17 protein-coding genes and 1 pseudogene are annotated in these 18068 nt (G+C 70.0%); 7 read left to right on the forward strand and 11 right to left on the reverse strand.

The genetic code is table 11. The features are described from left to right. Positions 1-322, forward strand: a pseudogene (locus tag QSK52_RS36190) (hypothetical protein); the annotation flags it as partial. Between the two features lie 248 nt (positions 323-570). After that, entirely contained in the window at positions 571-1377 is an 807-nt protein-coding gene (locus tag QSK52_RS36195; RefSeq protein ID WP_285740519.1) for a class I SAM-dependent methyltransferase, read from the forward strand. A 143-nt stretch (positions 1378-1520) separates the two neighbouring features. On the opposite strand, the gene QSK52_RS36200 is transcribed toward QSK52_RS36195, so the two are convergent. The 8 genes from QSK52_RS36200 to QSK52_RS36235 all read right to left on the reverse strand — a co-directional run bounded on the left by QSK52_RS36200 (position 1521) and on the right by QSK52_RS36235 (position 8948). Then, a complete protein-coding gene (locus QSK52_RS36200) occupies positions 1521-1697 on the reverse strand; it encodes a type IV toxin-antitoxin system AbiEi family antitoxin domain-containing protein (protein ID WP_285740520.1) in 177 nt (58 codons plus the stop codon). A 182-nt stretch (positions 1698-1879) separates the two neighbouring features. Next, on the reverse strand, positions 1880-2014 hold the full coding sequence (locus QSK52_RS36205; RefSeq protein WP_285740521.1) for a hypothetical protein: 135 nt from the start codon (positions 2012-2014) through the stop codon (positions 1880-1882). Positions 2015-2304: 290 nt separating this feature from the next. Beyond that, a complete protein-coding gene (locus tag QSK52_RS36210; protein WP_285740522.1) occupies positions 2305-2838 on the reverse strand; it encodes a hypothetical protein in 534 nt (177 codons plus the stop codon). A gap of 551 nt (positions 2839-3389) precedes the next feature. After that, complete coding sequence (locus QSK52_RS36215) at positions 3390-5105, reverse strand: ATP-dependent nuclease (protein WP_285740523.1); 1716 nt, start codon at positions 5103-5105, stop codon at positions 3390-3392. A 531-nt stretch (positions 5106-5636) separates the two neighbouring features. Continuing rightward, complete coding sequence (locus QSK52_RS36220; protein ID WP_285740524.1) at positions 5637-6491, reverse strand: helix-turn-helix domain-containing protein; 855 nt, start codon at positions 6489-6491, stop codon at positions 5637-5639. A 3-nt stretch (positions 6492-6494) separates the two neighbouring features. Continuing rightward, positions 6495-6728, reverse strand: a complete 234-nt coding sequence (locus tag QSK52_RS36225) for a hypothetical protein (RefSeq protein ID WP_285740525.1) — start codon at positions 6726-6728, stop codon at positions 6495-6497. 544 nt (positions 6729-7272) lie between these two features. Continuing rightward, on the reverse strand, positions 7273-8202 hold the full coding sequence (locus QSK52_RS36230) for a hypothetical protein (protein ID WP_285740526.1): 930 nt from the start codon (positions 8200-8202) through the stop codon (positions 7273-7275). A gap of 182 nt (positions 8203-8384) precedes the next feature. Next, a complete protein-coding gene (locus tag QSK52_RS36235; RefSeq protein ID WP_285740527.1) occupies positions 8385-8948 on the reverse strand; it encodes a hypothetical protein in 564 nt (187 codons plus the stop codon). A gap of 215 nt (positions 8949-9163) precedes the next feature. On the opposite strand from QSK52_RS36235, the gene QSK52_RS36240 reads away from it, so the two are divergent. The 4 genes from QSK52_RS36240 to QSK52_RS36255 all read left to right on the forward strand — a co-directional run bounded on the left by QSK52_RS36240 (position 9164) and on the right by QSK52_RS36255 (position 14105). Continuing rightward, a complete protein-coding gene (locus QSK52_RS36240) occupies positions 9164-10147 on the forward strand; it encodes a hypothetical protein (protein ID WP_285740528.1) in 984 nt (327 codons plus the stop codon). A gap of 240 nt (positions 10148-10387) precedes the next feature. Next, positions 10388-11437, forward strand: coding sequence for a ParA family protein (locus QSK52_RS36245; protein ID WP_435053458.1), 1050 nt, complete (start codon positions 10388-10390; stop codon positions 11435-11437). Beyond that, positions 11434-12483: a ParB/RepB/Spo0J family partition protein gene (locus QSK52_RS36250; protein ID WP_285740530.1), complete on the forward strand. Its 1050-nt coding sequence runs from the start codon at positions 11434-11436 to the stop codon at positions 12481-12483. Before QSK52_RS36245 ends, QSK52_RS36250 begins: the two co-directional genes overlap by 4 nt. Positions 12484-12815: 332 nt before the next feature. Further along, a complete protein-coding gene (locus tag QSK52_RS36255; RefSeq protein WP_285740531.1) occupies positions 12816-14105 on the forward strand; it encodes an AlbA family DNA-binding domain-containing protein in 1290 nt (429 codons plus the stop codon). 242 nt (positions 14106-14347) lie between these two features. On the opposite strand, the gene QSK52_RS36260 is transcribed toward QSK52_RS36255, so the two are convergent. Continuing rightward, complete coding sequence (locus QSK52_RS36260; RefSeq protein ID WP_285740532.1) at positions 14348-14605, reverse strand: hypothetical protein; 258 nt, start codon at positions 14603-14605, stop codon at positions 14348-14350. Between the two features lie 382 nt (positions 14606-14987). Between QSK52_RS36260 and QSK52_RS36265 the strand changes: the two genes are divergently transcribed. Beyond that, positions 14988-16490 (forward strand): helix-turn-helix domain-containing protein, encoded by a 1503-nt coding sequence (locus tag QSK52_RS36265; RefSeq protein ID WP_352230352.1) that lies wholly within the window; start codon positions 14988-14990, stop codon positions 16488-16490. A 164-nt stretch (positions 16491-16654) separates the two neighbouring features. Here the strand turns inward: QSK52_RS36265 and QSK52_RS36270 are convergent, their stop codons facing one another. Then, the gene (locus QSK52_RS36270; RefSeq protein ID WP_285740534.1) at positions 16655-17071 is read right to left on the reverse strand and encodes a hypothetical protein; all 417 of its coding nucleotides are present in this window, start codon (positions 17069-17071) and stop codon (positions 16655-16657) included. Between the two features lie 37 nt (positions 17072-17108). Further along, positions 17109-18068, reverse strand: a complete 960-nt coding sequence (locus tag QSK52_RS36275; RefSeq protein WP_285740535.1) for a helix-turn-helix domain-containing protein — start codon at positions 18066-18068, stop codon at positions 17109-17111.

Below are 18068 nucleotides of genomic sequence, written 5' to 3' on the forward strand. Positions count from 1 at the left end.
CGGAGCGATCAGCGACCAGGTGCAGGCCGCCCAGGCCGCCGTGGGCTTCGCACAGCTCGCCCTGGTGTGGGCCGCGGTACACGCCGCCGTCGCCGTCACCCTGGCCGCCCGGCTCGACAAGGGCCGCAGCGCGCTGCGCACGGGCGTGGTCGCCTTCGGCGCCTGGCAGGGCCTGATCGGTGTGTTGGGCCTCGCGATCAACTCCCAGGCCGGCGGCACCGCCGTGGTCCAGGCGCTGGCCCTGCTCGCCGCAGGCGCCCTGCTCGCCTACCTCGCCACCCGCCCGGACGCCGTCGCCTACTTCAACCGCCCCCGCCACTGACCCTCCCTGAGTACCTGTGTCTGATCTTCCGGGGCATGTTTGCTCTGGCCGGGAATCGAGCACAGCTGTGCGGCAGAGATCGTCAGCGCCGGATCGGGGATGTGTCCCCTCTGGCCGATGACCTTGACTGATTGCCATTCGATCTTGACTGCCAGTAGTTTTCTGTCCCATGGTCTTGGCCGGGGGCGGTCGCCGCGTTCGCGCACGGCAACCAGGTGCTGCCGGCGTTCCCGGGGAGGATCGGTGCGGTGACGGCTTTCGACGAGTACGAGCGGCGGACATGGGCGGGGCGTGCCGAGGCGTTCGCGGGGAGTTTCGCGCGGCTGTGCGCGTATCCGGTTCCGTGGTTGCTCGATGCGGCCGCAGTCGGGGAGGGGACGCGGCTTCTCGATGTCGGGACGGGGACCGGAACGGCCGCCGCAGCGGCTTGTGAGCGCGGCGCGCGGGTGACCGCGGTCGACGCGGAGCCGAGCATGGTGGAGCTGGCAGGACGGGCCGCGCCCTCCGCCGAGGTCCTGACCGCGATCCTGCCGCGGCTGCCCTTCGAAGACGGCGCCTTCGACGCGGTGGTCGGCAACTTCGTCCTCAACCACGTGGGACGCCCGACAGACGCGCTTGCGGAGTTGCGCCGTGTGGTCCGCCCGGGCGGACGAATCGCGCTAACGATCTGGGCGGACCCTGCGCCGGCCGGCCAGTCCTTGCTGGGCCGGGCCGTCGAGGCGGCGGGAGTGACCCGGCCGGCGCAACTGCCCCCGCTCGCCGCCGAGGACGACTTCCCCCGCACCCCGGACGGCCTGACCATGCTGCTGGCAGGCGCCGGACTGCGAGAGCCGATCTGTCGGACACTGCGCTGGGACCACCGTGCCAGTGCCGAGGAGTGGTGGAGCGGCCCCGCCGCCGGCGTGGCTTTCATCGGGCAGCTGCTGCTGAGCCAGCCGGAAGAGGCACGCGCCGAAGTGAAGCAGCACTTCGATTCTCTGTCCCGGGACCTGCTCGGCGCCGATGGCCTGCTGCACCTTCCCCACGCCGCACTGCTGGTCAGCGCCAGCCGCTGACCCGGTGACGCCGACCTCGTGGGCCGCGAGACGTGGGCGCCGCTCGGCTCCCCAGACGCACTGCAAGCGATCGCCAACGCCGCCACCGAGTACGAGAACTGGATCCCCGCCTTCAACGACTCATTGAGCCTTTTCAGAGGGCGTTAAGTCCGTTTCTGGTAGAGACCTCGGCCAGGTTGGTCGAGGAGTCCTTGGCGAACGAGCCGTCCCAGGCGGGAGCGGGTGATGTTGATCGATGGTTCGTCGGTGGGCAGGCCGAGGAGTTCGTGCAGTTCACGGACCCGGAAGACCTGCCGGGGATGCTCGTTGAAGGCGGTCACGATCTGCTGGTAGACGGTGGCGGTCTTCTCGGGGTCCTGTCCGCGGCCGGAGGCGCGCCGGCGGTCAACGAGGGGAAGGCCGAGTGCGGCAGCGGCGCACTCGCCAACACCGGGCTGGACGGCACGGGGCCGACGGCGAGGCGGTGGACGGTGCCGGGCTCGACGGGGCGCTTGTCGGCGGGTCAGCGCAGCAGGAGGCGTTCGGCGGCGGGCAGGGCCACGCCTGCCACGGTGGCCAGCGCGGTGACGGCAGAGGCGTTGCGGCGCAGCCACGCCCAGGCGCGGGCGGGGCGGCGGTCGGGGTGGGCAGTCGACATGGAGAGCTCCTTCACCTGGCAGGTCCACTCATGGACAGATTTGGGTGCACGAGAATTACTGTGCGCAAAACGCGGTCCGTCTGGGGCCGGGGCCTACGAGTTCGGAGCGTCACGGACCGGCCGGCGGACCGCTGCAACCGCTGTGCGGCTCGACACCGAAGCAGCGGAGCCGACACCGGCTGGTGGCGGCCGCGCCGCCGTGCTGTGCGGCCTCGGCTCCGGTGGGGCGCTGAACGCTCGCCAGCGGGCCGTGCAGGGCCCCGACGAGGGTGCTTTACCGGGCGGCGGGGTCAGTGGGTCCAGAACCGGGAGGGCAGCGCCCGCCCGGCTGTGAACAGCTCATGGCGCAACAGCTCCAAGGAGCGGCTCTCATCCTTCACCCGTTGCAGGAGCTCGGCGGTGTGGAGCACCTCGTTGGCGTCGAAGCTGTAGACCGCCGCCTGGATCGACGTCTCCAGTTCTTCCACGACACGGGGATCGCGGCGGGCGACGTCGGCCAGACGCATGATCGCTCCGGGGTTGAGCCGCTTGTTCGCGTTGTTCGCGAAAAAATCGGACGTGCTCCGGTGCTGCGGCTGCGGCAGGGGTCCTGGCTGATCCCGCGGTGTCCCCGCGGGTTCGCCCCAGCTCCCGCTGGTCCCCGGGTCGTCCGTGCTGTCCACCACCACCTGTGCGTCGACGGCTTCCACCACGCCGGCGGCCTCGGTGCCCGGATCGTCCCGCTCGCCGCGGCCGAGTTGTTCGGCGACCTCGTCCAAGCGGTGCGCGGCGGCATCGAGGTCCTCGGTGATGTCGGCCAGGGCCGCGGGGACGTCGTCGGTCATCGCGAAGGCGGGCAGCATCGCCGGGCGGCCAGCGCGGTGACGGCAGAGGCGTTGCGGCGCAGCCACGTCCAGGCGCGAGTGGGGCGGGCGGGGTGGCGGTCGGGGCGGGCAGTCGACATGAAGATCTCCTTAACCTGACAGGGCCCGCTCCCGGACGGAGTCGGCCTCACGGCGAGTTACTGTGCGCAAAGCAGGTTCTGTCTGGGTTAGGAGCGTCACGGACCGGCCGGCAAACCGCTGCAGCCGCCGTACAGCTCGACACCGAAGCGGCGGAGCCGACACCGACTGGTGGCGGCCCGCCGCCGTGCTGCGCGGCCCCCCTTGCCCAGCGAGGCGCTGAGCGGGCGTCAGCAGCCCGCACAGGGCCGACTTGCGGCAAGTCGAGCGGGACCGTGTTCCCAGGCGCGGAGGAGGCGCAGGAGAAGGCTCACTCGACGGCCCGAACCGCGAAATCCGGGCACACCCCGCGCTCCCGCCCCGGGCCGGAACTACGTTGGGCGCCATGACCGCGCGCAGCACCGACTGATTGGACGCCTGGCGCCCCTACTTCGCTACCGGCTGGATGCCAGGTAGGTATTCACCTTCGCGCGGAAGTCGCCGAGTTCCGGTGACGGGCGTAGATGGTGGCCGTCTTCGAAAACCTTGGTGAGCCAGCCGCTCTTGTTGCTGGCGGGCACCTGGCGGACCCATCCTTCGAGTTCACCGACAGGGACGAGGAAAACTCCGATCCCGGCGAAGTAATCGAGCAGGCGCAGCACGGCGGCGTAGGGCTCTCCACTCCCGAGCGCCGGCAGGCCCGCCTTCTTGATCTGCGACCATGCGCCGGAGGACTTGAGGAGCGCGGTGATGTCCTTGCGCTGCCCGGTGGTGAGTACTTCCCCGTTGCGGGGGTCGCCGAGGATCCGGTTGATCTCCTTCTTGATCTCCGGAGCGCTGGTGACGGTGACGGTGGAGTTGACGGTGTCCTCAAGGGTCTTCAGGTCGGATTCGATTGCGGTGAAGTCGCCGCCAAGGGCGTTGAGGGCGCGCTTGATCAGGGCGCGGTCGTTGAGGAAGTCGAGGTCGGCGACGACGGCGACGGGGATACCGCACTGGCGCAGGCGGCGGGCGGTGTCGGCGAGCTTAGCCTTGCCGCCGGTAGGCAGGAAGACGAGGTTGCTGTTCGGCCGACCTTTCGCAAGGGTGTCGAAGGTGGCGGCGTAGAACTGGCAGTCGCCTTCGGATTCGCCGAGGACGACGCCGTCATGGAAAAGGCCGGAAATGATGTTGGAGTAGCGCAGGGCCGGGGTGCGCAAAATCTGCGCGACGTCCTCGGGCTCCAGGACCCTGGCGCGGGGGCCGGAGACGCTGCGGGAGATCCGGACCAGGGCCACCGGCTTGTCGGTGGCTTCCAGGATGCCGCTCACGAAGTCGGCGCTGTGGGTGGCGACGAAGACCTGGCAGGGCGATGGGGGGAGTTCCGCGAGATAGCGGCCCAGGAGCCGGGCCTGGGGCGGATGGAGGAATGCCTCGGGCTCGTCGATCACGATGACCGGCTTGGGCCGGGCCAGGGTGTGCAGCAGGAGGTTGACGAAGCTGCGAAAACCGTCGCCCTGCTGATTGAGCTGGGGAAGCCGCTGGTATGCCTCGCGGAGTTCGCGCGAGATCGGGGGGACCTCGTCCTCCATCCCCGGGTCGCCGACCTGGAGGCGGATCTGCTGCTCGTAGCGGTTGAGCGCGATCGGTTCGCCAAACGCCGAACGCACGAGGTCGGAGAACCGGTGGTGGGCCTCCCGGTCCGCGAACAGGTGCTGGGTCGGATGACCGGGTGGGAGAGCGGAGTCCCACAGTTGCGAGTCGCTCTGGTTGTTCAGCCGTTCCTGGGTCGACTGCTGGGCCACCAGGAAATGAGCGATCATCTGGAAAGAACGATTTTCCCAGGAATTCATCACTTGCGTTCGGGAAGGGCCGGCGCCGGATTGCCCTGCAGGCAGCACGTAGGTGGGCTGACCTGTTTGAGGGTGCGGCCTCGGCTCCTCGCCTCTGGCATGGAGCCACTCGACGAACTCTGCAGAACTGCCGCTGCTCCGGATGTTCGTACTCGCGATCCAGTAAGTAGGGGGATTCGACGGTCCCTGATTGGTGGTCAGGAATACAGCGAGTTCGTGCAGGAGCTTTGACTTGCCGCTGTTGTTCGGGCCGATGAACACGGTCATCCCGTCGGTGGGGGGCCGCACCACTGTGCCGTCCTTCAAAGTCAGGTCGGCCACCTCGAAGGCAACGGTCATGGTTCCACCCCACTGCTCTGTCCCGGCCGCGGTGCCGGATGGCGACACCGTACTACCCGGATGGAGCTCCCCGGTCGAGCGAGGGTCTGAGATCCTGCCGCATCTAGCCCGTGCCGGTGCGGGCACCCCGGCCGGGGCCCAATTGAGCGGGTTCCGGGGGTGCAGCGGGTCTGGTCCACCCGATCCGCGCCGTCCTACGCGGTGTCGCTCCGCCAGGTCCAGCGGCCCGCGGTGTCGGGCTCGTACCAGGAGCGCCCCTCGGGTAGGCGTAGCAAGGGATCAGCGTGGTGCCCGGGCCAGGGTCGCTGACCAGGACATATAGGTGTACTCGCAGTCGATCCGGCCGCCGTACAGCTCGACACCGAAGCGGCGGGGCCGACACCAGTCGGTGGCGGCCCCGCCGCTTCGCGCCGTACGGACTCGGGGTCCGGCGGGGCGCTGAGCGGCCGTCAGCGGGCGTACAGGTCCCGGCCGTCCTGACCAAGCCGGTGGTGCTTCCGGTGGCTGGCGCACCCCGCCCTGCACCGGCTATCAGCCATAGGCGACAGCCGGAACACGGGGGGCGTGGGGCCAGCTCCGCTCCGCCGAGACGGCTCTCCACACCCTCTCCGACAGCACGGTCGGTGCACCCTGGGCATCAGAGAGGGAGGCGAGGAGGCCCAGCAGGACACGGTCCTCCATGAGCACCGAGAGAATGGCCTCGTTCTTCGCCCAGACCGCTGCCGCCGCGGGTGACTTGGGCCGGACAAACGCATGTCTCCAGGCTCTGTGCCAGACGTTGAGGTCCGGCATCCGCTTGGGCCGACAGCCCACCAGTACCGCCATCACCTGGTCCCAGGTGGGAAACGAACGGGGCTGGGAGAGCATGCGGTCCACGGCGCTCTTCGAGATCGGGTAGCCGCTCCTGGACGCATTGAGCGCGATGGCGCGCAGCGAGAGGCTTCCGTTCTCCTCCCGGTAAGAGCGCAGACCGAGCTGGAAGTCGACCGGGGTGCGGATGTAGTGGGGGTGCGGGGCGACTGCGGGGTGCTGTCGGCGGGCTGCGCGTGCGCCGAGTCGGGGATCGGCGTACGTGCTGGCGGTCTTGGCGCGTCGGCGTCGGCGGTGGGCGGCGGCCAGGAGCCGTCGGGCCTGTTCTTGGTCATGAGCCCAGCCACCACAGGCTTTCACGTAGCCCCGGACTGTCTCCAGCCGGGGAATGCAGTCTCCGCCTCGGTCCGCCCGGGAGAGGGTGGCCGCCGAGCAGTAGCGTGCGCCGTCGAGCCTGTCGGCGAGTTCTATGTAGGTCAGGTCGGTGCCGTCGGGCCGTCGCCGGAGCTGGCGGAGGAACCGCGCGAGATCCTCCGCCAGCCCCGGCTCGACACCGGCCTTCGTACGGCCGGCCACGGACTACCGGCCCGGGTTCCAGCGCAGGCGCTGGGTGCTGCGCAGCGCCCGCCCGGTGAGCCAGGCGACAACGGTGCCCACCACCGTGGTGGCCGCGGTGGCCGCGAGCGGGTTGTTCAGCACTCCGGGCCGGATGGTGGCGGTGATCACGACCACTACGGTCAGGATCACGATGGTGGTGGCGCCGACCGGCAGGCTGCCGCGCAGCGGCTGGGGGCGCTGGATCTCGATGCTCATGAAGTTATGGCCTCTTGGCTTATCGGGTGATCAACAATGTGCGTACCCCTGCGGATTGCCGTCCGCGTTTCTGACGGGGTATCAGGATCATCCCTTCAGAGCAGTCAATGATGCAAGTCCATACGGCATATCCTCGGGGCCCCATTAATTCAGATCGTCCCGCGCCGACTGGACTTCGACGACAACTTTGGCATAGAGAGTCCACAGGAAATCTGCAGTTCAGAGCCCATGCGGCCTCAGTCATTAATTCAAAAACCCGCTCCATGTCCCGCGATCTATTGTGGTAACAGATCACGGGAAGCAGACTGTTCCAGGACAGGTTTCCCTGGCTTGTCGGGTGATCAACAAAAGGGGAGCGGGCCACGAGGCTGTTGCCGCAGCCGGCCCACGAAGGCCGAGCGGGGCGCCGGGTGAACCCGGCGCCCCGCTTCGCTTTCGATACCGACTTCGACGGCTACGCTGGCGCGACCGGCTGGACTCGGTCCCCGCCCTCCCTCCAACCCGACAGCGTCCACTGACTGGCCCTCCCAGCAGGTGCTGCGCGTCACCCTGCTGTGGTGGACCCGACTTCGCCGCCCGAACCGCTCTTGCGTCGCCGCTTGGGCTGGTCAGGGAGCTTGCGGACGACGCCCTGGGTGAACCAGTGGACCAGGAGCGCGGCCAGCGGGACGGCCGCCTCGGCCGAGGCCTGGGTGGTGGGCACGTTGGTGGATCCGCCGGCATGGCGGTCCCGATGCCCCCGGTAGAACAGCTCCAGCACGCTGACGAAGGCGTCGATCGACGCGGGGTTACCGTCAGCGGCGGGGATCGCCATCTCGTACTTCTGCCGCCCCTGGTCCAGGGTCGACAGGACCTGCCCGAGGGACGGGTCGGTGTTCTTCGGCAGAACGATACGGCCGGCCACGAACTCCACAGCCTTGACCGCGGCCGCGTACGCCGCATCCGGTTCCGGATGCACACCGTAGGTCTTCGCCCAGGCGGTCGCGAGCAGCGCGCTCGCCTCGTCCCGGCCCGACCGCGCCGCGCTCTCCCTCGCCTGCTGCACCAGGGCCTTCGTCGCCGAATCCACCCGCCGCTCGAGGCAGCCCTCCTGCAGATCGACACGCCAGACGGAACCCCCGTCGAAGAGGATCTCCTCCAGCTCGTCCAACGCCTTGGCCAGCGGCAGGCGCCCGAAGAACACCAGGGCGTCTAGGATGTCGAGCGCCCGATCGACGTAGGGATTGGCCAGCCGCTTGCACAGCGAGCTCGCCATGGTGCTGTACTCCATCTGCTGCATTCGCAGGCGCAGCAGGACCTTGCGAGCAAGGTCCTCCTTGACCTGTCGCTCAGCCCAGTGGACGAGGCCGTCGCGGAGATAGTTGGGAAAGTCCTCGATGGGATCCTCAAGGGGCTCGCCCGCCAGCCGTCGGCTGATGGGCTGCCAGGTCTCAGGCTGCTTGGGCAACAAGCTGGCAGCAAGCAGAGGGTTCATGACCGGAGGGTAATGGCCGTCGACGACATGCTGCAGCAAGTTTCGACGAGCCTGTTCCTGGTGGGGATCTCGCGTGCTGATGACGAAGCAGGCCAGCACCGCGGTGGAAATTCCGGCCGCGGTTTCGGCAGAGCAGGCGACGGCGGGCTGCGGCAGGTGGGTCGCCCACCGCAGCGGTCGAGTCAGAGCCGCTTGAGGAGGGCAAGGCGGGTGGGCTCGTGTTCCTGGGCAAGGCGCACCAACTCGCGCAGGACCTCGCTCTTGTCGAGGCGGGTGCGGTGGGCGTCGGCGTGCAGGTCGAGGATCCAGCGGTCCAGGGCGGCGGCTTCTTCAAGGTCCCAGCGGACGGTGGTGGCGACGGCGGAGGCTGCTTCGGGGGCGGGGCGAGGCCCGCGGCCGCGCTGGGAGCGGGTGGCGGGCTGCTGCGGCTCGGAGTCGGTCGGCGCGTCCGCGGCGAGCGGCTGCCCGGCCGCGGACTCCGGCGTGGAGGCGGTGGCGGGTTCGGCGGCCTGGTCGCCGGCGCGCAGCGGGCCGACTTTCGCCACCAGGCGGGGCTGGGTGGCGGGGCGAGCGGGGACGTGGCGGAGGGGATGTTGCGGGGGCGTGGCCTGGTCATGTGGCGGGGCCTCCTTGATGAGTCGGGCGGCGAGCAGCTCGTAGGCGGCGCGGTCGCCAGGGGGGGTCAGCAGGACGGCGTACTCGTCGGCGTTCATGATTGAGGCGCGGCGGAGGACGACGCCCCACACCTGGTTATCGAACGGGGACGGCTGGGCTGCCTCTGGCGGAGACCGGCAAGCGCGAAGGGCCGACGGGCCATCAGAACAAAATGTAGCCAACCAGATCCGGACAGTGATGATCTGATTTCCGGTCACACCCCCAACTCCGGCCACCACGGTGGGTGCGCGAACTCCACCCTGGTGCAGCCGCGGCCGTAACCGGCCGCACACCTCAAGGGGGGAACGTGACCCAGACCGGCCGCAACGTCGAGCAGCTCCTCGGCCAGGCCACCCGACTGCTCGAGGACAGCACCACGATCAAAAACTCGGTCGAGGCCCTGCCTGAGCACATCGAACAGCAGGCCCAGGCCGTCCTGTCGGAGCTGCGGACGCACCGCGACCAGCTGATCGGCGTGATCAGCAAGGAGCAGAGCGAGTCGGCGCGCTACCACCGGGAATCCGGCGCGCAGCAGAAACGAATCGAGGAGCTGCTGGAGCAGCTCGGTGAGCTGCGGCTGCAGGCGGCGACCGGTTCCTTCGCATCGGAGGGAGCACGGCTGCCCGCGGACAGCGGGCCGGACGATCCGGCGCGGCAGGAGGCCCCTGCGGCTGCCCCTGAAGAACCGGCCCCCGTACAGCACGCACAGAGCACCGCCCACTTCACCGCCGCGGGCGACAGCAGCCCGTCCGTCACCAGCACCGAGGAGAACCTGACCGTGTCCGAGCCCGCTGCCTTCCGCTCCGCTGTCGACCGCCGCGAGGGGGAGAGGCTGCTGGGCGGCACCGCCGACCTGATCCCGCCCGTCTTCGTGTGGTCCGCGCACGTGGCAACCCTGCGCAAGGCCAGCGCGATCCACACCCTGACCGTCGAGTGCCACCCGCACACCTGGGACTTCCTCAACGAACAGGTGCGCGCCGCCTCCCCCGGCGGCACCTCGCACTTCAACGCCACCGAGGAGCGCTCCCGTGAGTGGGACCGCCCCAACCCGGAGAAGCCGTTCACCACCGACCTGTCCGGGCGCTCCACTGTCGCGCTCCTCAACGCCCTGCACGCCACCGTGCACCGCGGCGTCGAGCAGCCCCGGGACATCGAGACCTGGTCGCTGGCCGTCACTTCCTACGAGCGGATCGCCGAAGTGGTGGCCGCCACCCGGCCCCGCGGCGAACACGACCAGCAAGAGAGCGGCAACGGCCCCCGCGTCGTCCTCGACGACCGCACCGCCCGCTGAACCAGCCCCCGAGGGCCGCGGGCCGGTTTCCTCGGGGCTTGTTTGCCGGGAGGGTGCTGCTGGAACCGGACAGGCATCGTGGCTGGAGCCACTGTTGTGGCTCCAGCACACCAGCCAGACAACCTAGTAATGTTCGGCCTCATGAGCAGCCCTATGGCCAGTCAGAAGCGAGAGAAGCTAATCACTTCTCTGCCACCGCAGCTGCGGCGGCACCTCAAGATCCGAGCGTTCGAGCACGGCTTGGACATCCAGGACGCCACCGAGCACGCGATCCAGGCCTGGTACGAGGTCGAGGACGTGCCGGAGGTGGACACCACCGGGGCCAAGACCTGGGGGACGTTCCTGCCGTCCGGCGAACCGGACCGGTTCAAGAGCACCTGCAGCGAGCGGGGGGTGACCTACGTCCAGGGCCTGGCGCAGGCGCTGACGCTGTGGCTGGAGGAGCACCCGTCGCCGTCCGCGCCGCTGGTGGCCCAGCCGGTCGTGCGGGTGATAGTGGCGAACCAGAAGGGTGGCGTGGGCAAGACGTTCATCTCCTCCGGGATCGCGCAGGCGCTGGCCGAGTCCGGCCGCCGGGTCCTGATCGTCGACTACGACCCGCAGGGGCACCTGACGGCTGAGCTGGGCTTCGAGGACCTCATGTACGAGGACGGCGTCGAGACGTTGATGATGCACATGGACGGGACCGCGAAGGGGGACGTCCGCGAGCTGCTGGTGTCGCTGGGGGGTGAGCGGTTCGGCGACCGGCTGCATCTGCTCCCGGCGTCCGACGACGCGTTCTTGCGCGATGTCGCCCTGTCGAAGGTGTCCTTCAGCGAGGCTGCGCTGGAGCGGGCGCTGGAGCCGCTGGAGGACGACTACGACGTCATCATCATCGACGGTCCGCCGAGCCTCGGGCTGAACATGGACACCGCGCTGTACTACGTGCGGCGCCGGGACGGCGAGCTCGCCGACCGCTCCGGGGTGATCACGCCGGTGTGGGCGAACAAGGCGTCGCACCGGGCGTTCCGGCTGCTGAAGACGCAGATGGACGACCTGTGCCGCAAGGGGCGGATCCAGGTCGACTACCTGGGGCTGGTCATCAACGCCTACGACAGCCGCCGCGGCAAGCTCGTTCAGGAGAACCGGGAGCAGTGGGAGAAGTCGAGCTCTCCCTCGGTCCTGGCGGTCATCGGGGACCTGAAGGAGGGCCGTGAGGCGGCGGACGGGGAGATCCCGCTGCTGGAGTACGCGCCCGACAGTGAACACGCGCAGGTGATGCGCGACTTGGCGAAGGAGCTTGCGGTATGACGCCCCCGGCGCAGCGGGTCACGCGCGGATTCAGCATCGGTGATGACGGTGAGGCCGCCGAGGCGGGGCCCAGGCGGGTGCGGACCCGTGAGCAGATCCGCACCGGGGAGGGCCGGCGTCCTCCGGCTTCGGTCGAGTTGGGGCTGCTGGCGCACAACCCGTTCAACCCCCGCGACGAGCTGACCGATCTGGATGAGCTCGCTGAGTCGCTGCTGCAAAGGGGCCAGCTCCAACCGGTCGCAATCGTCCGGCGGGCGTCCTTCCTCGCCGTCCACCCCGGCCACGAGGACGCGCTGGACAGCGCCGAGTACGTCGTCGTCGACGGCAACCGCCGCCTGGCTGCCGCGCACCTCGCAGGTCTGACTGAGCTGCGGATCGACGTCAACGACGACCTGGCCGGCAGCGCTTCCGACCTCGTGGAGAGCGCGCTGATCGCCAACATCCAGCGCGTCGACGTCCCCCCGCTGGACCAGGCCCGCGCGATCCAGGACCTCGTGAAGGTCCACGGCTCGCAGAGCCAGGTCGCCAAGCGGCTGGGCAAGACCGCGGCGTGGGTCTCCCAGCGGCTGGCGCTGCTCGGACTCGAGCCGGAACTCCAGGAGAAGGTCGAGGCCGGTGAGCTGAAGGTCGAGCACGGCCGCCGGATCGGCCGGCTCCCCAAGGATCAGCAGGCGGCGGCCGCCGAGCAGGCGATCAAGGCGCCCTCGGCGCCCCGCCAGCGCACCGCGCGCCGGGAGGCGGGCGCCCCGAGCGTTAACGCCGTTAACGCTCCGGCCCCGATCGACGCCAAGGCGGGCTCGGGCGACCAGACCGTTAACGGCGTTAACGCCCAGGTCCCCTTGATGTCGGAGTCTGGCTCAGCCAGCCCGACCGTTAACGGCGTTAATGCCCCCGGGGCCCAGCACCCTCCGCTGCAGCAGCTGGTCATCCCGCTGACCAGCCCGTCGGACATCGTCGACGCCCTGGCCGCCCACCTCGATCCCGAAGTGCTGTCGGCGGTTGCCGAGCTGATGCTCAACCGGATCACCGCTTCGCACTCGGCCTGACCCAGCTGAGCTGGCGCGCTCACCGGGTAGCCGCCACGGGCGACGGCCGTCCGGCACGCTTCGCGCGCTGTGGCAGCACGGCGTCGTTCCGCCACGACGGCATGGCGCCGTGCCGCCACGACGGTACGGCGCCATGTCGTCACATCGGAGCTGGCCGACGGGTGGATCGGCACTGCCAACGGTCCGGAGAAGATGAGGGTGCGCTCTGCCGGGAGTCGGTACTGGAGGCCGAGGGGCACCGGGCGCCTGCTCGAGGCTTCGCAGAGGCGGGCCGGCGCGGCGGTTGCCGCCAACTCGCTGTGTTCGCACGGCTTTTGGTGAAGCATGTGCGGATGACTACCTCCTTGTTCGCCGCGGCAGCGGCGGACCTGACGATCGAGCGCATCCGCGCCTTCGCCAACCAGCCGGAGCAGGTGGAGAGCCTGACACTGGAGTTCAAGCGCGAGTTCTCCTCCAGCTTGGTGAAAACCGTCGCGGCGATGGCGAACTCCTACGGCGGCCTGATCATGGTCGGCGTGCTCGACAAGGCCGAGGACGGCGCCGAGCGCGTCGTCGGCGTCGACGCCCAGGAGACGATCGACAAGATCGCCGCCGCGTGCCACGCCAGGCTCGACCCGCCGTGGGAGCCGACGTTCATCCCCGTCCCGCTGAACGACGGCTCCGGGCGCAGCGTGGTGGTGGTCCGGGTGGACCACACCGTCGCCCCGCGGCCGGTACTGATCGACTTGAAGGCGCCGATCCGGTTGAGCGGGCAGAACTCCACCGCGGACCGGGCCCGGCTGCTGCAGCTGGTCCGCGAAGAGCAGGTCGGCGGGGCGCTGGGCCTGGGGCAGAGCCTGATGGTCCCACGCCTGGAGGTCCGCGGCGACGGCAAGGCGTCAGAGGACTTCATCCTGCGCACCGGCATCAACCTCCCGATGGGCGAGGCCGGCAGCTGGCGGCCGCTGTCAGAGCAGGGGGTCTCCGCCCTCGCGAAGGCGTTGAACAACTCGCCGCTGCCCCACGCTCTGCTCGCCCTCATGCAGCGGGACGGCGGGTTCAACGGATTCCACCGCCTTGGGCACAACCGGGCCCGCACCGCGCGGCTGGTGTGGCGCATCAACAGCGACTCGCCGGTGGAGCACCCCGTAGAGGCCGTGGCGACGGTCAAGCTGCCCGAGGTCTACGGCACGACCAGCACAGCGCCGATGGCGACCGTCACTATCGACGTCCACGCCCGAATCCGGCTGTTCGCCGCCAGCCTGAAGCACATGGCGTGGCCCTTCCTGTACCAGGTGCCGGTCCTGGCGGATCTGTTCGACGGCCTCGTGAGAACGCTCGTCGACGACGCCGTGGTCACGGAGCTGGCCCGCCTCGCGGACATCGACGCCTCCTTGGTGGCACAGCCGCGTGAGCTGCACCTCGTCGCAGACGGACCGGTCGCGGACCTACTGGACCCCGAAGGTCTGCAGCAGATCCCGGACAGCGGCGGGTCGCACGGAGGCATCTTCCGCGCCAACCCAGCGCTGGACCTGCGCGTCGTGCAGGAGCGGCAGGAGCAAGTCGACGACTGGATCCGCCAGCTCGGCCTGGATGCCGGGCTGGCCGGCATGGAAGCCGTGGTGGAGCGCTACTGGACTTAGACGGCCAATCCGAAGGCGTAGCACGGCGCCGCGGGCGGGAGGAGGCCTCCTCCTGCCCGCGAAGACGTAGATCGCTGCCGGACCGCGGTACGGGACGGAGGAGAATCGTGGCGGTGGTGTGCGCCGCCATCCATTGCCCGCGGCGCGCACCACCAGTTCCTTATCGGCCGCGTGCACAGCGGCGCTGGGCTGGAAGTGCCTGTCCCGGGCCCGGGGCGGCGGAGCCGCGGGCCCGGGACAGGTCACCTGCTCCTGTCCGTCGTGCGCACCGGGTTTCGCGGCCCGGTGCGGGTCGGGGCCGGCTTGGTGCGGGGGTTTCGGCGCGTCCAATCGGCGATCAGCGAAATGAGGCTGACGGTCCGGTTGTGCCCTGCGGCGCTGAAGGACAGGACGAGCAGCGCGGGGAGGCTGATCACGACGAGCGGGAGGATGAGCGCTGCTCCGAGGACGAGGGCGATGATTTCTGCGGTGACCGTCCTGATGAGCATCGACAGGTTCATTTGGGTCTCCCTTTGAAGAGGTGGCATCCGCTTGGCTGCGGCTTGTGGATCCATCTTTTCTCTGGGAGACCGGGTTGCGGAATTGAAACCAGGGGCCGTTTTTCCGGCCGCTTTTCGACAGGAATGGTTGCGGGGGCGCAAAACACGCCCCGACCTGCTGGGCAGCCGGTATTCGATGAGGTAGCTGAAGCGTTGCTGACAGCCGGTTACACAGGCCGCAACTGCGGCCGACGGGGCCGAAGGGACCGGCTCCGGGCCGGTTGCGGGGGTGCACCCGGCCCGGAACTGCACGGGTGTGCGCTGGGAGCCGCAGGGGATAGGGTGCGCCTGCAATACCGGACGGGGGGTCCGTGGTGGTCGCACACGAGGGGTGGACACGGAAATGAGTTCGGGCGAGGTAGCAGGTCCTGGAGCAGAGGATGGCGGCCGCGGCAGGCTGAGCGCCAGAGGCGGGCCGGAACGGAAGGCTTTCGCCGACCAGATAGCAGCCTTGATGAAGAGCTCCGGCCTGACCGGGGTGGAAATCGCCGCCGCAGTCGGACGCAACAAGTCGACGGTCACCCGGTGGAAGAACGGCGACAATCTTCCGCCGGATGAATTCGTCGATGCTTTTCTGAACATGGTCGAGGGAAAAATAGGGACGCCGCTCGCGGACGAGGTCAGGGAAAGGACCCACAGCCTCTACAGGGCCGCGTTCACGGCCGACGAGTTCCACGACCTGTCCCTGAAGAAGGTGCCGCCCATCGAGGCGCTGCGCCAGAGCAACCCGTCCGTACCCGAGGCCGTGCTCCAGCAGCAGCGCCACACCCTGCTGTCCGTCATCCACTCCGCGATCAGGAGCAAGCTGGACGCTAACGCGCAGCGGGGCCGGGTGAACGCCGAGCTGTCGCGCCGCTACTACGAGATCGCCTACCTCCGGGAACATCTGGAGCGGTTGCGGCAGGCCGGCCAGCCCACCGCCGAGACCGAGGAGCAGCTACGGCAGACCGGTGTGCGGGCCGCGCAACTGGAAGAGGACCGGCGGGCAGTCAGCCTCGCCGTGGACCAGGCGCACCAGATGTTCCTGTCGCTCGCGGAGCGTCCCGCGGAGGAGAACAGCGACGAGTACCGGCTGATGCGCGCCCGGCTGCGCCAGGAGGTCGAGCACCCCCGGCAGCCGTGGTGGCCGCACCCGCCCGCGGCGGCGCCCGCCGGGCCGGGCTTCGTCCCCGCCGGGCCGCCCCTGGCGCCGCCCCCGCCTGCCCGCACGTCCCACCGGCTCCTGCGGGTCACCGTCGGCGCGCTGGTGGCCGCGGTGGTGGTGCTGGCCGTCGCGGTCGCCGTGATCGCCACCCGCTCAAACGGAGCCGACGGGAGCGGCAGCGCGGCGGCCCCGACCGCCACCGTCACCGTGCAGCCCTCCGCGCCCGCCGAGGGCGGCACCGCGCCGCACACCTCCGCGCCGCCTCCCTCTCCCACGGACGCGGCCGCCGACGCCGAGGGGTGGAAGGTCGCCTACCAGGACGTGAAACTCACCCTCGGCGTGAGCAGCCAGTGCGACTTGTGGGGCGCCGACTTCGAAACCCCCAGCGCCCGCCCTGTAGAAGCCCCCTTCGGGACCGGAGACCTCATCGTCCAGGAGTGCGGGCTGAACAACATCGTCGTGGTCCAGGCCAGAGGATGGGGCAAGTCCGCCGCCCAGAAGCCGAGCCCTGACCAGTGCCTGCAGGACGTCGAACGCCAGGGACTGCCCAGCGAGACCGACAGTCGCCAACTCGCCACCGGAACCGGCTACTGCCTGCTCACTGCCCGCGGATCCCTCATCTGGTTCAAAGTCGTCAGCAACAGCACCTCCACCACCGGCAAAGGCATCGTCCTGCAGGTCACCCGCTGGGACTCCACTTGACCACCACCGCGTCGGCTGAACCCAGGACCTGCCTCCGCTCGGGTCCCGCGGCACCCGAGCTCAGCGCCAGCGCGGTCGCCTCGGCCTGCTGCGGTGGCGCGCACCGCTCGCATCTTGCCGCGGTTCGTCCAGGCCAGCTCAGGTCGCCGCCCGGCCGTGCTGGATCAGGCGGGCTTCGGGCGGCTGGTGCGGGCGGTGAGGGCGCGTAGGTGGACATGGACGGTGGCGGCCTCGGCGCCGGTGAGGTCTGCGACCACGTCCAGGGGGAGGTTGAGGACGGTGTGCAGGAGCAGGGCGTCTTGCTGCGGCGGCTCCAGGTGGGCGGTGGGCTGCAGCCGGGCGGGGTCGGCCCGGGCCCGAACGTGGTCACGGACCGTCTGCCAGGCGCAGGCGGCGGGGCTGGAGGTGGACAGGACCTGCTGCCACGTCTCGGCGAGGGCGTCGAAGGCGTCGTCGACGGCGCGGTGGGCGTCGCCGGTGCGCAGCAGGAGTTCGGCGTAGCGCAGGTAGTTGTGGTGGTGGAGGTCGTAGAGGGCGGTCAGGTCGAGGCGACGGTGCTGACGGGTGGCGATGGCAGGCATGGTGGTGGCCCCTCGGGTCGGCGGGGCGGACGGGGTGTCAGTTGAGGGAGGGCCGGGTGGCCCATCGGGGTGCGTGTGCGTGGCGCGGGATGCGGATGGGCAGGCCCGCGGGCGTGTAGCCGCCGAAGGGCAGGTGCGGCACTGGGCCGTGCTCGGCGGCTTCGTGGACGGTGAGGCCGTGGGAGTGCAGGAAGTGCAGGTCGTCGCTGGTGAGGTCTACGGCCGAGGGGAGGTGGGCCGCTACGGCGGCCGTATCGGGGATCGGCACGGTGGTGAGGGCGCTGATCCGGAAGCTGACGGGGTTCGGGGGCCTTCGGGTGTCCGCGGTGTTCACCATGTCAGCCAGTTGGTACCAGGAGCCCAGGGCGAGGTTGCCGCCTCCGCCGCGCTCTGCCCGGCTCCACGCAGCTGCCCACTCGGCTTCCCGGCGTCCGTCGCCCAGGGCGTGGACGAAGGCGAGGACGTGGCGCAGGTCCGGGGCGGCTTCGCCGCGCAGGATCGCGCCGAGGCTGCTGGCCGGTAGGCGCCAGGCGCCGCTGTCGCTGCGGCCGGCCAGTTTCTGGAGCTGGGCGAGGGAGAGCTGGCCTCTGCGGGCGCGCAGTCCGATCATCGCGCGGCGCAGGTTCACGTAGTCGGAGATCAGGCGGGGCTGGGTGGCCAGGACGTCGTACAGCTTGGCGGCGATGTCCTGGCCGGAGACGTCCCCCCTCGCCTCCTGCCGGATCCGGTGCTCGGCCAGGCGGGCGGTACGCCACAGGCTCCGCGCGGTGCGCAGGTCCGCGCCGCAGACGGCCGCGTAGGCCTCGGTGAGGTTCCAGGTCGGCACGCTGCTCCCGCTGGCGGCGCGGGAGAAGGCGGTGGAGGTGTAGGTGTGGTTGCTCTTCTTCGCCATCGCCGCGTAGGTCAGGCCGCAGTCCCGGCGCTGGGCACGCAGCCACAGCGCCAGGACCTCCAGCTGCCGGGTGGAAGCGGCGACGGCCTTTTCATGCCGTCCCAC

It is taken from the genome of Kitasatospora phosalacinea, from assembly GCF_030268885.1.
Lineage (GTDB): Bacteria > Actinomycetota > Actinomycetes > Streptomycetales > Streptomycetaceae > Kitasatospora > Kitasatospora phosalacinea_C.